This window comes from Sphingomonas sp. Leaf10, from assembly GCF_001421245.1.
Taxonomy (GTDB): domain Bacteria; phylum Pseudomonadota; class Alphaproteobacteria; order Sphingomonadales; family Sphingomonadaceae; genus Sphingomonas.
In genome coordinates this window covers 38,148-52,691 of record NZ_LMKE01000015.1, presented here as the reverse complement: position 1 = coordinate 52,691, position 14,544 = coordinate 38,148, and the positions used below count along the sequence as shown (strand labels likewise).

The window sequence follows — 14,544 nt, the reverse complement described above, 5'->3', positions numbered from 1 at the left end:
GATGAACCGCTTTGCTGCCGCGTTCGGCAAGGGCCGCCCGGCTTTGGTGTGTTTCGTCACCGCCGGCGATCCGACGCCGGACGCCACGCCCGCCATTCTCGACGCGCTTGTCGCGGGAGGCGCGGACGTGATCGAGCTGGGGATGCCGTTCACCGATCCGATGGCAGATGGTCCGGCGATCCAGTCGGCCAATATCCGGTCGCTGGCGGCGGGCACGCGGACCGCCGACGTGTTGCGCATCGCCAGCGACTTCCGCGCTCGCCACCCGGACGTGCCGCTGGTGCTGATGGGCTATGCCAATCCGATGGTCCGGCGCGGGGCCGACTGGTTCGCCCAAGCCTGCGCTGCCGCCGGGGTTGATGGCGTGATCTGCGTCGACATTCCGCCCGAGGAAGACGACAGCCTGGGCGAGCAGTTGCGCGAACACGGCGTCGCAGCGATCCGCCTCGCCACGCCGACAACCGACGCGGCACGGCTGCCGCAGGTGCTGGAGGGGGCCGGTGGCTTCCTCTATTACGTCTCGGTCGCCGGGATCACCGGCAAGCAACAGGCGGTGCAGGCGTCGATCGACGATGCCGTCGCCCGGCTGAAGGCCGCGACCGACCTGCCGATCGCGGTCGGTTTCGGCGTGCGCACCCCCGAACAGGCGGCCAATATCGCCCGTGTCGCCGATGGCGTCGTCGTCGGATCGGCGATCGTCGGGATCGTCGCGCAGCACGGCGCGCAGGCCGCCGCCCCCGTCCAAACCTATATTGAAAGCCTCGCCGCTGCGATCGCGACCGCGAGCAAGGAACCCGCATGAGCTGGCTGAACCGCGTCCGCAACGTCCTGCCGTTCGTCGCGCGCAAGGAAACGCCCGATCACCTCTGGCACAAGTGCAAGGGGTGCGGGCAGATGATCTTTACCAAGGAATGGGAAGAAAATCTGCACGTGTGCCCGCAATGCGACCATCATGGCCGCATCGGGCCGAAGGAGCGGTTCGAGCAGCTGTTCGATGACGGCAGCGTCGAGATCCTGCCCAACCCCAAGGTCGCCGAAGACCCGCTGAAGTTCCGCGACAGCAAACGCTATGTCGACCGGCTGAAGGCGGCGCGGACCGATACCGGCGAGCAGGATGCCTATCAGAACGCCTATGGCACCATCGCGGGCAAGGCTTGCGTGATCGGCGTCCAGAATTTCGCGTTCATGGGCGGGTCGATGGGCCAGTTCGTCGGCGAAGCGTTCATCGCCGGCGTCGAAGCAGCGATCGCGCGCGGCGTGCCGTATATCGTCTTTACGGCGAGCGGCGGCGCGCGGATGCAGGAGGGTATCCTGAGCCTGATGCAGATGCCGCGCACGACCGTCGCGATCGAGATGCTGCACGATGCCGGCCTCCCCTATCTGGTGGTGCTGACCGATCCGACGTCGGGCGGGGTGATGGCGGCCTATGCGATGCTGGGCGACGTGCAGATCGCCGAGCCGAAGGCGACACTGGCGTTCACCGGGCGGCGGGTGATCGAAAGCACGATCCGCGAAAAGCTGCCCGACGATTTCCAGACCAGCGAATATTATCGCGACCATGGCTTGATCGACCGCGTGACGCATCGCCGCGATCTGCCGGGCGAACTGGCGCAGTTGATCGAGTTTCTGGGGCGCAAGGAAGCGGCGTAAGTTCAAACTCCTCCCCATTCCATGGGGAGGGGGACCGCCGCGAAGCGGCGGTGGAGGGGGATCGCCCCGCAACGCAACGGTGCCGTCTGGGGCGACGCCCCTCCACCATGCTGCGCATGGTCCCCCTCCCCATGGAATGGGGAGGAGCTTGGTTGCCCGATTTCGCCATCTCGACCGATCCGGCGGTGCAGGCGCAGCTTGACCGGCTGACGTTGCTGTCGCCGGGCGCCGATATCCTCGGCCTCGACCGCATCACCCGGCTGCTGGCGCGACTCGGCGATCCGCATCGGCATTTGCCGCCGGTGTTTCATGTCGCGGGCACCAATGGGAAGGGGTCGACCTGCGCCTATCTGCGCGCGGCAATCGAGGCGGCGGGGTTGCGCGCGCATGTCTATGCCAGCCCGCATCTGGTGCGGTTCAACGAACGTATCCGGCTGGCAGGCACGCTCATCGACGATCGGGCACTGGCGGCGTTGCTGGGCGAGGTTCTGGACGCCGCCGCCGAGATCGGGGCGAGCTTCTTCGAGATCACCACCGCAGCCGCGTTTTTAGCCTTTGCACGGACGCCGGCCGATGCGTGCGTGATCGAGGTCGGGCTTGGCGGGCGACTGGATGCGACCAATGTCCTGCCCGCGCCCGCCATCTGCGGGATCGCGGCGCTGGGCATCGATCATGAGGCGTTTCTGGGGTCGTCGCTGGTCGGCATTGCTGCCGAGAAGGCGGGGATCGCCAAGCCGGGGGTGCCGGTCGTCACCCTCGCCTACCCGCCCGAGATCGCGGCGCGGATCGAAGCGACGGTCGATGCGGCAGGCGCGACGCCGATCGCGCGAGGATCGGCTTGGGAAGCGGTCGACGGGCGGTACCGCGACGCGATGGGGACGCTCGACCTGCCCGAACCGGCGCTGACGGGCGTGCATCAGCGCGACAATCTGGCGCTGGCGGCAGCGATGCTGCGGCATCAGTCGGCGGTACCGGTGTCGGACGCGGCGATCCGCACCGCCGCCAGCACCGCGCGCTGGCCGGCACGGATGCAGCGGCTGCGCGCGGGCGGTCCGCTGACCGGGCGGGTCGATCCGCGCCATGGCGTGTGGCTCGACGGTGCGCATAACGAATCCGCCGCGATCGAGGTCGCGCGCGGCTGGCCCCGGATCACGCGCGGCGAACGATCGGCGCTGGTGCTGGGGATGCTGGCGAACAAGGACGCCGGGGCGGTCCTGCGACATCTGGGGGAAGTAGTTGACCAAGTCGTGGCGGTGCCGGTGCCAAGTCACGCGCACCATGCGCCGGCAGATCTTGTGCGGCAGGCGCGGGCGATGGGATTGCGGGGCGATGTCGCGACCGATCCGGCGGCGGCGCTCGATCTGTTGGCGCGGTCGGAACCGGAGTCGGTGCTGATCGCGGGGTCGCTGTATCTCGCTGGAACCGTCTTATCGGCGAATGACGAGGTGCCGGTTTAGGTTTGTTCACGCGAAGGCGCGGAGACGCGAAGGACGCTGAGGGGTTGTCCGGCGGGTGTCGCCTGTCCGGCGAAGCCTTTCCCCCGTGGTCGGCCGCGATAGGAAAGCCGCTGGCGCGGCGGGCGCTTCTTCTCTGCGTCCTTTGCGCCTCTGCGCGAAACTCCCTTCTTCCTCCGCGCCTTCGCGTGAATCAAACCTTCTTCAACTCGCGCCGCCACCGCACCCATTCGAGTAGCACGAAGACCACCGCGACCAGCCCCAAAGCGGCGGTGAAGCGGAACACCGGGGCATAGCCCATCTGTTCGACCGCTTCGCCCAGCCCAGCGCGGCCGAGCGAGCCGACCAGCAGGGTGAGCGACGACAGCAGCGCATATTGCACCGCGCTATGTTCCTTGCTGGCGATCGAGGAAAGATAGGCGACGAACGCCGCGCCGGCCAAACCCCCGGCGATGTTCTCACCCGAGATCGCGATCATCAGTCGCATCATCCGCGCATCGACGTCGAGGTTGAGCAGCCCGGTCGCTTCGGCCACCGCGTCGATCACCGGCGATCCCGACGCCAGATCGGCATAGAGCAGGTTGCTCGCCGCCGCGACGATCGCCCCGATCAGCAACGTCGGCATCCGCCCCAGCACCGCGAACGAAATGCCGCCCAGCGACACGCCGAGGATGGTCATGCCGACGCCGAAAATCTTCGAGGCGAAGGCGACCTCCGCATTCGTGTACTGGAGTTCCTCCAGATAGAAGGGATAGGCGAACGGTCCCCAGATCGAATCGCACAGCCGGTAGCTGAGGATCAGTCCCAGCACGATCACCGCGCCGAACCCCAGCCGCCCGACCAGTTCGGACAGCGGCAGGATCAGCGCGCGATAGCCATGTTCGATGAAGCCGGGCGTCGACGCCCCTGCCCCGTCGCGGTTCCAGCCGAGCCAGTCGGCGAGCTTCGCCTGCCGGTTCAGCCACGCCGCGACCAAGGCCGGCACGACAACGGTGACGACGATGATCCACGGCCCGGTCAGCCGGGTGAAGTCGCCGACGCTGGGCGGCGTTTCTCCGGGCGCGACATTCAGCACCCGAACCATGAATGCACCGATGGTGACGATCGCCCAGCCCCAGCACAGGCCGACGATGATGATTCCCGTCCGCTTGTCGCGGGTGCTCGGTCCGATCGCGTCACCGATCGCGCGCTCCACCAATGGACGCGGCGTGTCGGGTGCGAACAGCGTCACGATAAGCAGCGCGGTCATGAACGCGCCCATCACCGCATAGACCAGCGGCCAGCTGATCGCATCGGCCAGCACCAGCGCCAGCGCTCCGCCGATCAGCGTCGCGATGCGATAGCCGAGTTGGTAGATGGAAGACAGGATGCCGAGCGTCGCGCGGTCGTCGGCGACGTCGATCCGCCATGCATCGATCACCGTGTCCTGCGTCGCCGCCGCGAACGCGCCGATCACCGCGACCAGCGCGAACCAGCCGATCGCGGTCGCCGGATCGCTGATCGACAGCGTCAGGAAGGTCGCGACCAGCACCGCCTGACACAGCAGCAGCCACGATTTGCGCCGCCCGAAACGTTCGAGCAGCGGCAGGCGCAGCCGGTCGACGACCGGCGACCACAGGAACTTGAACGCCGCGATCAACCCGATCCACGACAACAGTCCGATGGTGGCGAGGTTGATCTTCGCCTCCGCCAGCCACGCGTTGAGCGTGCCGAGCAGCAGCGTGAAGGGCAGCCCGGCGGCAAGGCCGAACGCGAACATCGCTGCCGTCTTGCGATTGCCCAGCCCCATACGGATCAGCGCCAGCCCCTTGGGCGCGGCTTCGGTCATTCATGTCCTCCCGGAAGGGGGGGGACCGTAGAAGGGGTTGGCGGTGGCGGCAAGGTAGGGGTGTGGCGTTGCGCCTTCAATGTGCAGTTCAAGCAGTTAGGGGCGGATGCGTCTCCCCTCCCTGAAAGGGAGGGGTCGGGGGTGGGTTGGCCCGTTGGCGGACGTGACCTGTCCTCGCGGACCTACCCACCCCAGCCCCTCCCTTCCAGGTAGGGGAGCAATGTCGCAAACCTTACTGCCCGCCGCCGATCCTCCTTACGCCGCCGTACGAAACAGGTTGAACCCGCTCGGCAAGCGTCGCGGCAGTTTCGCCCCGCCGATTACCGCGTCGATCGCATCGATCGCGCTCAGCAGATCCTTTTGCGGATAGGGTTTGCTGAGACATCCTGCCGCAAACACCTGCGCCTCTTGCGGGCAGGCACCGGTAACCAGCAACACCGGCATGCCGCGTTCGTGCGCCGATCGCGCCACGTCCAGTCCGTTGCCATCGGACAGGTTGATGTCGACCAGCACGAGGTCGAGGTCGCAACCGGACTCCAGCGTCGCCAGTGCGCCCGCTACCGTATCGACCGTCGCCGCGATCTCGAATCCCGAGGCACCGAGGAAGTGTTCGGTATCGAACGCGACCAGCGGTTCGTCCTCGACGACCAGGATCCGGTTGATGTGCCGCTTCTTGCGCCCAAACAACATTGCCCCACTCGCTTTCCACCGGGATGCATACAGCTTATACGAACGCACAAACTCGCGAACGCGACGAAGGAACCGCTTCGGCTGAAACTTTCGTCACATCGCCGCAAACGGAAACCCTGACCATCGTTACCCCACCCGAATCCACGACCGATTCCCCGCGTGAAGGCCAGCGAATCGCCAAGCTGCTGGCACGTGCCGGCGTCGCATCGCGGCGCGACATCGAGCGCATGATCGCCGCCGGGCGCGTTGCGCTGGACGGCGTCACTCTCGAAACGCCCGCGACCATCCTGCCCAATCTGAAGGGCGTGACCGTCGATGGCGCACCCGTTGCCGCACCCGAACCGACGCGGCTGTTCCGCTTCCACAAGCCGGCCGGCACGCTGACCGCCGAACGCGACGGTGCGGGGCGCGAGACGATCTATGACCGGCTGCCCAAGGGGTTGCCGCGGCTGATCCCGGTCGGGCGTCTCGATTTGAATACCGAAGGGTTGTTGCTGATGACGACCGACGGCGAATTCAAACGCCGTCTGGAACTGCCCGCGACCGGAGTCGAGCGGACGTACCGCGCGCGTGCCTATGGCGAGATCAGCCAACAGACGCTCGAAGACCTGATGATGGGCATCGAGATCGAGGGCGTGCGCTATGGCCCGATCAACGCCAATCTCGAACGGCGCACCGGCACCAATACCTGGATCGAGATGACGCTGACCGAGGGCAAGAACCGCGAGGTTCGCCGTGTCCTCGAACATCTGGGGCTGAAGGTGTCGCGCCTGATCCGCACGCGCTATGGCCCGTTCCTCCTCGAAGACCTGCCTGAGGGCGAGGTGGACGAGATCAAGCAGCACGAACTGGTCGCGTTCCGGAAGACGCTGGCGAACAAGCCGACCAGCAAGCCGACGCCCGAGGGTGCCGATCCGGCGGCGCTGAAGGCATGGAAGCGCGCGACGCCGTTGCCGCGTCCCGAACCGGTGGCGACGCCCCGGTTCGATGAACGCCCGCGCGTCGAACGCGACGGGCAGCGCTCGGGCTTCAGCGGCCGCCGCCCCGATCGCGACGGTCCGGGTCGGCCGCAGGGCGATAGCGAACGGCGTAGCTTCGGGGCACGACCGCAGGGAGACGGCGAACGGCGCAGCTTCGGCGCGCGGCCGGAACGTGCCGGCTTCGGCGATCGCCCGCGTAACCCCGATGCGCGTCGGGTCGGCCCGCGCACCCACGCGACAGAACGGCCGGTCGAGAGTCGCGAGGGCTTCGATCCGTTGACGCAGGCGGGACAGACACCGGCCGAACGGCGTCAGCCGGGTCTTGGCGACCGGCGGGCCTATGGCGAGCGCCCGGAGAATGCCCGCACGCGTCGTGCCGGCGCCCATGCCGATCGGCCGGGCTATGACGGGGTCGCCCGCAAGCCGCGCGTCGAGCGCAGCGAACCTCCGCGGGGTCCGGTCGAAAAGCGGATGACGCGCGAACAGGCCGCCGATGCCGACCGGGCAAGCTTCGTCGATCGGCCGAAGCGCAAGCCGACCGGTTGGGCCAAGGCTGCGCCTTCGACCAGGCCCGGCAAGGGCAAGCCCAAAGGCGGCGGCCGTCCGGGCGGGGGCAAGCGCTGATGCGGGTCATTTCGGGCATGTGGCGCGGGCGGCCGATCGTCGCGCCGAAGGGGGACGCCACCCGTCCCACCGCCGATCGCACACGCGAGGCGCTGTTTTCGATGCTGGCCAGCCGGGTCGGCAGCTTCGACGAACTGGCGGTCGCCGACCTGTTCGCCGGATCGGGCGCGCTGGGGATCGAGGCGCTGTCGCGCGGGGCGGCGACGTGCCTGTTCGTCGAACAGGATCGCGCCGCACTGGATGCACTACGCGCCAACCTGACCAAGCTGGACGCGGCGGGCGGCGATGTGCGCGCGACGTCGGTGCTGGCGCTGGGACCGGCGCCACGTCCGCTCGACGTGGTGATGATGGACCCGCCCTATGGCAGCGGGGCGGGCGCGGTGGCGGCGGACAAGCTGGCGCGGCTCGGCTGGATCGGTCCGGCGACGTGGGTCAGCATCGAAACCGCCAAGGCCGAGGCGATCGACCTGCCACGCTTCACGGTCGATGCCGAGCGGGTCTATGGCAAGGCCAAGATAACGCTATTACGACTGGCCGTGAACGACGGGGATTGACGGACCGGGGTATCGACCGCGAAGAACGGTGGCGGACGCCAAAGGAATGAATCACCGGACGACGCCAAATGGATAGCGCGGTTTACGCCCTCATCTGTAACGCTGTTATTGCCGGACTGTTCGCGGTCACATTCGCGATCATCCGCTTGTCCTATCCCGGACAGCGTTACGTAACCTGTTTCGCGCTGACCTATCTGATCGGCGGGGTGACGCCGCTCAGCGAACTGGGCGTGCGGCTCACGCCGTTCACGACGCCATTCATGATACTCAGCTACGGATCGTTCCTGGTCAGCATCGCGATGCTGTTGCTGGGGCTGGCGCTGATGGCGGGGCGGCGGCGGCCGTGGCGGGCGTTCGCCCTGCTGATCATGTGCGGCGCGTTGATCCGCGCGGCGATCTGGGGCGGTCCGCGCAACGAACTGTGGTACGAACTGGCGTTCCAGTCGCCGTTCATGGCCGGATCGGCGGTGGCGACGTTCATCGCGGTCGATGCGGTGCGGCGGAAGCGCGGCCCGTTATGGCTGGCGCTGGGTATCGCTCTGGCGCTGATGACGACCTATTTCATCATCAAGCCGCTGTTCGCCGTTGCGTTCGGATCGGGCGCGACCGCGATCGCCTATGCCACGAGCAGCTATGCGCTGCTGTCGCAGTCGGTCGGCGGAATGCTGATCGTGACGGTCGGGTTGCTGGCGCTATTGCTGGTCGTGCAGGCGGCGATGGGGCGGACGATCGCGGAGTCGGAGACCGATCCGCTGACCGGTATCGCCAACCGTCGCGGGTTCGACCGGCGGGCGCAGGCGATGATGGCCGGCGCCCGCGCGCGACAGCAGCCGCTGGCGGCGGTCCTGTTCGACCTCGATCATTTCAAGCGGGTCAATGACAGCTACGGCCATGCCATTGGCGACAAGGTGCTGCGCGCCTTTGCCCGGATCCTGGTCGATCGTCTGCCCGCCGGCGCGGCGCTCGGCCGGCTGGGCGGTGAGGAGTTCGTCGCGCTGCTCGAACGCACAACGCTGCGCGGGGCGTGGCTGAGTGCACAGACCGTGCGGACGGCGCTGTCGGAAACAGCATCGCATCTGCCGGCGGTAACGATCAGCGCCGGGCTGGCGGTGCTGGAGCCGGCGGACACGATCGACAGCCTGCTCGAACGTGCCGATCGCGCCGCCTATGCCGCCAAGGACGCCGGGCGCAACCGCATCCTGCCGGTGCCCGATCCGGTCAGCGCCGAACCGAACCGGGCCAGCCGCGTGGGCTGATATCAACCGTCGCGCGGAACGATGGCGAGGCCGATCAGGCTGGCCACCCCTGCCCCGGCCAGCACCATGCCGACCGACCATAGCCCGTAATCGATCGACAGCGCCTGGGCGATGCTGGGGGTCAGGCCGCCGCCGATCACCCCACCGACGTTGAATCCCATCGATGCGCCGGTATAGCGCACCCGCGCCGGGAACAGCGCAGGCAGCCACGCGCCGAGAGGACCATAGACGAAGCCCATCATCAGCAGCGCGAACGACAGCCACGCGCCGATTACGAACAGCGATCCTCCGCCGATCATCGGGCCGAGCAGCGCGCCCACCCCGACCACGCCGATGCAACCGCCCGCCAGTACGCGTGCCGGCGTCGACCGGTCGGACAGCCAGCCGGCGAGCGCGATACCGAGCGCCATGAACAGGATCGCGACCAGTTGCGTCTGCAGGAAGGCACCACGCGGGTAGCCGAGCGTCGTGGTGCCATAGCCGAGCACGAAGGTCGTCGCGATATAGTAGAGCGCGAAACAGGCGATCACGCCGAAGGTCCCGGCCAGCGTCGCGCGCAGATGGCCGCCGGCCAGTTCGGCGATCGGGACGCTGGGCGGCGCTTCGTGCGCCAGCGCCTTGGCAAAGGCGGGGGTTTCACTGAGCTTGACCCGCACCCACAGGCCCAGCCCGACCAGCGCGACACTGAACAGGAACGGCAAGCGCCAGCCCCAGGCGAGGAAATCCGCCTCGGAAAGCGTCAGGCCGAGCAGCAGGAACAGCCCGTTGGCGGCAATGAAGCCGACCGGGGCGCCCAGTTGCGGCACCATGCCGAACCGCCCGCGCCAGCCCGGTGGGGCGTTTTCGACCGCGAGCAATGCCGCCCCGCCCCATTCGCCGCCCAAGCCCAACCCTTGCGCGAACCGCAGCGTACACAGCAGCAGCGGCGCGACCCAGCCGACCTGGGCGTAGGTCGGCAGGAACGCGATCAGCAGCGTCGATCCGCCCATCAGCATTAGCGATGCGACCAGCGTCGACTTGCGACCCAGCCGATCGCCGAAATGGCCGAACACCACCGCACCCAGCGGCCGGGCGATGAACGCGAGGCCGATCGACAGGTAACTCGCCATCAACTGCGCCGATGCACTTTCCGACGGAAAGAACAGCGACCCGAAGACGAGCGTCGCGGCGGTCGCATAAATATAGAAGTCGTAGAATTCGACCGAGGTGCCGATCAGGCTGGCGATCAGGATGCGGCGATGGGCGCGCATGGGATGCGGATGGGTCATGCCCCCGCCTACCGATTTGCGGCGGTTGCGCAAGAAGGTTTCCCGGACAGGCAACACCACGCAACTATCGGTATCGCCACCGCCGGCACCGTGGCCGGGGTGGCGAACCGTAAGGTTACTTGGTGCTGGCGACGGTCACCGGCTGCAACTGCGCGACGCGAACCTGACCATCGCTGTGCATTTCGGCGCGGCAGCGGTTTTCGTCGGCAATCCGGCGCAGGCCGAAGGCGCTCGAACGGCAAGCCTTGAGCGAGGCACGGTCGATGCGGGCGTTGAGGATACGGCGATCCTCGACCTTGCTCAGGTCCAGTCCGGCATAGGAGACGTGGACCGAGACGGGTTCGCGGGTATCGGCATAAGCGACGGACGACAGGCACGCGAAAGCGGTCGCCGCGAGGGCGACGATACGGATGGTCATGTTGGCAGCTCCTGCGAATTCGGTGCCCGTCGCGGCGGCGGTCACCCGCGTATCGGATGCCGCCGTCCACAGGCAACGCGCTGATACCGGCTGATTGTTGCAGCGCAGCGTAGCATCCGTTGCACCACGATGACGGTTCCGGAACAATTTCCTTGCTTGTCGCTGTACGTTTCGTTCCCTACCTGTTCGACGATGTCGCTTGCCCCTACTCCTGCCGATCCGCCCTATCTGCGCGGGCTGAACGAACCCCAGCGTGATGCGGTGCTGACCACCGACGGCCCGGTGCTGGTCCTGGCCGGTGCGGGCACCGGCAAGACCGCGGCGCTGACCGCGCGGCTGGCGCATCTGCTCTACACCCGCAAAGCCTATCCATCCGAAATCCTGTCGGTGACCTTCACCAACAAGGCCGCGCGGGAGATGCGCGAACGGGTCGGGCGGCTGGTCGGCGATCTGGTGGAGGGAATGCCGTGGCTCGGCACCTTCCACGCGATCGGGGCGAAGATGCTGCGGCGTCATGCCGAGCTGGTCGGGCTGCAATCGAACTTCACCATCCTCGATACCGACGACCAGCTGCGATTGCTCAAACAGCTTATCGTCGCCGCCGATCTCGATGAAAAGCGCTGGCCGGCGCGCAGCCTTGCCGGGCTGATCGACGGGTGGAAGAATAAGGGGATGACCCCCGCCGATGTCGATGCCGGGGAGAGCGAACGCTTCGCCAACGGGCGTGGCGGCGAACTGTACCAGCAATATCAGGACCGGTTGAAGGCGGTGAATGCCTGCGACTTCGGCGACCTGTTGCTGCATGTGCTGACCATCCTGCGCACCCATCGCGAGGTGCTGGCGGGGTATCAGCAGCGTTTCCGCTACATCATGGTCGACGAATATCAGGATACCAACAGCGTCCAGTATCTGTGGCTGCGGTTGCTGGCGCAGGAACGGCGCAACCTGTGCTGCGTCGGCGACGACGATCAGTCGATCTATTCGTGGCGAGGTGCGCAGGTCGAAAATATCCTGCGCTTCGAACGCGACTTTCCGGGCGCGAAGATCGTCCGGCTGGAACAGAATTACCGGTCGACCCCCCATATCCTCGGCGCGGCATCGGGCGTGATCGCGCATAATGGCGGACGGCTGGGCAAGACGCTGTGGACCGAATGCGATGTCGGCGAAAAGGTTCGCGTCATCGGCGTATGGGACGGCCCGGAGGAAGCGCGCCGGGTCGGTGAGATGATCGAACGCGGGCAACGCGACGGCAAGAATCTCGACCAGTTCGCAATCCTCGTGCGTGCCCAGCATCAGACCCGCGAATTCGAAGAACGCTTCATCGGCATCGGCATGCCCTACCGGATCGTCGGGGGTTTTCGCTTTTACGAACGCGCCGAAATCCGCGATGCGCTCGCCTATCTGCGGGTCGTGAACCAGCCGGCCGACGACTTGGCGTTCGAACGGATCGTCAACGTCCCCAAGCGGGGTCTGGGCGACAAGGCGGTGCAGACCATCCACCGTTATGCCCGGGCGACGGGTTCGTCGCTGATGACCGCCGCCGCACGCATTCTTGACACCGATGAACTGACCGGCGCGGCGCGCAAGTCGCTGGGGCGGCTGGTCGGAGATTTCGCGCGCTGGCGCGACATGGCGCAGACTTTGCCCCATGCCGAACTGGCGCGGCAGTTGCTCGACGAAAGCGGCTATACCGCCATGTATCAGGCGGAAAAGACGGCGGAAGCGGCCGGGCGGCTGGAGAACCTGACCGAACTGGTCCGGGCGATGGAGGAATATGAGTCGCTTGGCGCCTTCCTCGAACACGTCTCACTGGTCATGGACAACGAGGCGTCGGCGGAAGAGCCGAAGGTCACGATCATGACGATCCATGCCGCCAAGGGATTGGAGTTCGACACGGTGTTCTGCGTCGGATGGGAGGAAGGGCTGTTCCCGTCGCAGCGCTCGCTCGACGAGGGCGGCACCGCGAGCCTGGAAGAGGAACGCCGCCTCGCCTATGTCGCGATCACCCGCGCGCGGCGGCTGGCGGTGGTGTTCCATGCTGCCAATCGCCGCATCTATGGCCAATGGAATTCGTCGCTGCCTTCGCGCTTCGTCGGCGAACTGCCGCCCGAGCATATCGAGACCGAGACGACGATGGCGGGCGGCGAGAGCCTGTGGCGCGCCAATTGGAGCGAGCGGGCCGATCCGTTCGCGGACGTTGCGCGCGGCACCGGGCGGGGTCCGGGATGGCAGCGGGCCGCTTCGCAGGCGTCGACCTTCACCACCGCCCCGTCGCGCGTGGTCGAGGCGCGGGCAAGCGCGATCAGCCTCGGCAACAAGGGGCGTAGCGATCTGTCGACCGGGCAGCGCGTGTTTCACCAGAAATTCGGCTATGGCACGATCGAGACGATCGAAGGCAACAAGCTGGAAGTGCTGTTCGAGACGGCCGGACAAAAGCGGGTGCTTGACAGTTTCGTGACGCCGGGTTGAGGGTTCGTCACGGATTAACAATCGGTTAACGTATGTCAGCGACCTGATTTCAATTTTCGTGTATTGATACATCGGCCCATCATGGACCGTGAGGAGGTTCCGATGTCGATCGTCGACAATTCCGAATATTACCGCCGCCGGTTGGACGAAGCCCGTACCCGCGCCGAAACCGCGCCCCTGCCCGAAGTACGACGGGTGCACCGGGCGATGGCGGAGGGTTATTCGGCCATGTTGCGAGACGCCGAACGCGGCGGGGCCGCTCGTCCGATGCTGGGCATCGTTCCGCGCGATTGAGGGCGCGTACCGAACGACGTCCAGAGGCAACCGCCACGCGCGTCGGTCGTTCAGGTTGGGCAATTTGCTGACGAGGATCGATCGATGCCCTATGTGAAGACCCGCGATGGCACCAGCCTGTTCGTGAAGGATTGGGGACAGGGTCGCCCGGTCGTACTGATCCATGGCTGGCCACTGTCGGCCGATAGCTGGGACCCGCAGGCGATGGCGCTGGCCGACGCCGGATATCGGGTCATCGCCTATGACCGTCGCGGCTTCGGCCGGTCGGATCAGCCTTGGTCGGGTTATGACTATGACAGCCTGTCGGACGATCTGGCCGATGTGATGGCTGAAACGGGCGTCAGCGACGACGCCGCGCTGATCGGCTTCTCGATGGGCGGCGGCGAGGTCGCACGTTACATGTCGCGCCACGGCGGCAAGGGCGTGAGCCGCGTCGGGTTCATCGGTTCGGTGGTGCCCTACATGCTCCAGACCGACGACAATCCCGATGGCGTGCCGCAGGACCAGCTTCAGGAGATCGCCGACAATATCAAGGCGGATCGGCCGAAATTCTTCCGCACCTTCTTCGACCAGTTCTACGGCGTCGGCTTTATCACCAGCCCGGTGAGCGAGGAAGTGCTCGACCTGTCGTGGAACACGGCGATGCTCGCCGGGCTGAAGCCGACGCTGGCCTGCGCGGAATCGTTCGGGACGACCGATTTCCGGCCCGACCTGCCATCGATCAACGTGCCCACGCTGATCATCCATGGCACGTCGGACCAGACCGTGCCGATCGACGCGACTGGTCGCGCGTTGGCCAAGGTGCTGCCGAGCGCCGAATTGATCGAGTATGACGGCGCGCCGCATGGCCTGTTCGCGACGGAAGGCGACCGGTTGACCGACGACCTGCTGTCTTTCCTCGGCCGGCGGTAAGCCGCTTAACCGCGCTTCGTCATTCCCGCGAAGACGGGAGTCCATAGACGCTACTGTCTAGATCGACGGAAACATCAGCGTCTATGGACCCCCGCCTGCACGGGGGTGACGAACGAGAGGGTATGAAGTCACCTCACAATACCCCCC

13 protein-coding genes are annotated in these 14,544 nt (G+C 66.7%); 9 read left to right on the top strand and 4 right to left on the bottom strand.

Translation table 11 applies throughout. From position 1 onward, the window contains the following. The first annotated feature begins 1 nt into the window (after window position 1). From trpA to ASE59_RS12865, 3 genes are all read left to right on the top strand, one after another. Entirely contained in the window at window positions 2-802 is an 801-nt protein-coding gene (gene trpA, locus ASE59_RS12875; protein ID WP_056456772.1) for a tryptophan synthase subunit alpha, read from the top strand. Continuing rightward, window positions 799-1,650 carry an acetyl-CoA carboxylase, carboxyltransferase subunit beta gene (gene accD, locus ASE59_RS12870; RefSeq protein WP_056456767.1) on the top strand — a complete coding sequence of 284 codons (852 nt, stop codon included), beginning with the start codon at window positions 799-801 and terminating at the stop codon, window positions 1,648-1,650. The genes trpA and accD overlap by 4 nt, the downstream gene beginning before the upstream one ends. A gap of 152 nt (window positions 1,651-1,802) precedes the next feature. Further along, window positions 1,803-3,107 carry a bifunctional folylpolyglutamate synthase/dihydrofolate synthase gene (locus ASE59_RS12865; RefSeq protein ID WP_082458388.1) on the top strand — a complete coding sequence of 435 codons (1,305 nt, stop codon included), beginning with the start codon at window positions 1,803-1,805 and terminating at the stop codon, window positions 3,105-3,107. Between the two features lie 190 nt (window positions 3,108-3,297). Here ASE59_RS12865 and ASE59_RS12860 read toward each other — a convergent pair whose 3' ends face one another. Then, the gene (locus tag ASE59_RS12860; protein ID WP_056456762.1) at window positions 3,298-4,932 is read right to left on the bottom strand and encodes an AmpG family muropeptide MFS transporter; all 1,635 of its coding nucleotides are present in this window, start codon (window positions 4,930-4,932) and stop codon (window positions 3,298-3,300) included. A gap of 255 nt (window positions 4,933-5,187) precedes the next feature. After that, on the bottom strand, window positions 5,188-5,622 hold the full coding sequence (locus ASE59_RS12855) for a response regulator (protein WP_056456759.1): 435 nt from the start codon (window positions 5,620-5,622) through the stop codon (window positions 5,188-5,190). A 116-nt stretch (window positions 5,623-5,738) separates the two neighbouring features. Between ASE59_RS12855 and ASE59_RS12850 the strand changes: the two genes are divergently transcribed. From ASE59_RS12850 to ASE59_RS12840, 3 genes are all read left to right on the top strand, one after another. Continuing rightward, on the top strand, window positions 5,739-7,226 hold the full coding sequence (locus tag ASE59_RS12850) for a pseudouridine synthase (protein ID WP_414899188.1): 1,488 nt from the start codon (window positions 5,739-5,741) through the stop codon (window positions 7,224-7,226). After that, the gene (gene rsmD / locus ASE59_RS12845) at window positions 7,226-7,780 is read left to right on the top strand and encodes a 16S rRNA (guanine(966)-N(2))-methyltransferase RsmD (protein ID WP_056456756.1); all 555 of its coding nucleotides are present in this window, start codon (window positions 7,226-7,228) and stop codon (window positions 7,778-7,780) included. Before ASE59_RS12850 ends, rsmD begins: the two co-directional genes overlap by 1 nt. 68 nt (window positions 7,781-7,848) lie before the next feature. Then, the gene (locus ASE59_RS12840; protein ID WP_056456753.1) at window positions 7,849-9,036 is read left to right on the top strand and encodes a GGDEF domain-containing protein; all 1,188 of its coding nucleotides are present in this window, start codon (window positions 7,849-7,851) and stop codon (window positions 9,034-9,036) included. 2 nt (window positions 9,037-9,038) lie between these two features. On the opposite strand, the gene ASE59_RS12835 is transcribed toward ASE59_RS12840, so the two are convergent. Beyond that, window positions 9,039-10,304: an MFS transporter gene (locus ASE59_RS12835; RefSeq protein ID WP_235515756.1), complete on the bottom strand. Its 1,266-nt coding sequence runs from the start codon at window positions 10,302-10,304 to the stop codon at window positions 9,039-9,041. Between the two features lie 115 nt (window positions 10,305-10,419). Then, the gene (locus tag ASE59_RS12830) at window positions 10,420-10,722 is read right to left on the bottom strand and encodes a UrcA family protein (protein ID WP_156360072.1); all 303 of its coding nucleotides are present in this window, start codon (window positions 10,720-10,722) and stop codon (window positions 10,420-10,422) included. 192 nt (window positions 10,723-10,914) lie between these two features. Between ASE59_RS12830 and ASE59_RS12825 the strand changes: the two genes are divergently transcribed. From ASE59_RS12825 to ASE59_RS12815, 3 genes are all read left to right on the top strand, one after another. After that, a complete protein-coding gene (locus ASE59_RS12825) occupies window positions 10,915-13,191 on the top strand; it encodes an ATP-dependent helicase (RefSeq protein ID WP_056456748.1) in 2,277 nt (758 codons plus the stop codon). A gap of 102 nt (window positions 13,192-13,293) precedes the next feature. Then, window positions 13,294-13,485 carry a hypothetical protein gene (locus ASE59_RS12820; protein WP_156360071.1) on the top strand — a complete coding sequence of 64 codons (192 nt, stop codon included), beginning with the start codon at window positions 13,294-13,296 and terminating at the stop codon, window positions 13,483-13,485. Between the two features lie 84 nt (window positions 13,486-13,569). Continuing rightward, window positions 13,570-14,397 carry an alpha/beta fold hydrolase gene (locus ASE59_RS12815; protein WP_056456742.1) on the top strand — a complete coding sequence of 276 codons (828 nt, stop codon included), beginning with the start codon at window positions 13,570-13,572 and terminating at the stop codon, window positions 14,395-14,397. Window positions 14,398-14,544: the final 147 nt, after the last annotated feature.

What these genes read in the sequence shown, in the direction of transcription:
- ASE59_RS12820 (WP_156360071.1), top strand. Translation starts at nt 13,294, where the DNA reads ATGTCGATCGTCGACAATTCCGAATATTACCGCCGCCGGTTGGACGAA.
- ASE59_RS12835 (WP_235515756.1), bottom strand. Translation starts at nt 10,304, where the DNA reads ATGACCCATCCGCATCCCATGCGCGCCCATCGCCGCATCCTGATCGCC.
- ASE59_RS12830 (WP_156360072.1), bottom strand. Translation starts at nt 10,722, where the DNA reads ATGACCATCCGTATCGTCGCCCTCGCGGCGACCGCTTTCGCGTGCCTG.
- accD (WP_056456767.1), top strand. Translation starts at nt 799, where the DNA reads ATGAGCTGGCTGAACCGCGTCCGCAACGTCCTGCCGTTCGTCGCGCGC.
- ASE59_RS12860 (WP_056456762.1), bottom strand. Translation starts at nt 4,932, where the DNA reads ATGACCGAAGCCGCGCCCAAGGGGCTGGCGCTGATCCGTATGGGGCTG.
- ASE59_RS12825 (WP_056456748.1), top strand. Translation starts at nt 10,915, where the DNA reads ATGTCGCTTGCCCCTACTCCTGCCGATCCGCCCTATCTGCGCGGGCTG.
- trpA (WP_056456772.1), top strand. Translation starts at nt 2, where the DNA reads ATGAACCGCTTTGCTGCCGCGTTCGGCAAGGGCCGCCCGGCTTTGGTG.
- ASE59_RS12840 (WP_056456753.1), top strand. Translation starts at nt 7,849, where the DNA reads ATGGATAGCGCGGTTTACGCCCTCATCTGTAACGCTGTTATTGCCGGA.
- ASE59_RS12815 (WP_056456742.1), top strand. Translation starts at nt 13,570, where the DNA reads ATGCCCTATGTGAAGACCCGCGATGGCACCAGCCTGTTCGTGAAGGAT.
- ASE59_RS12855 (WP_056456759.1), bottom strand. Translation starts at nt 5,622, where the DNA reads ATGTTGTTTGGGCGCAAGAAGCGGCACATCAACCGGATCCTGGTCGTC.
- rsmD (WP_056456756.1), top strand. Translation starts at nt 7,226, where the DNA reads ATGCGGGTCATTTCGGGCATGTGGCGCGGGCGGCCGATCGTCGCGCCG.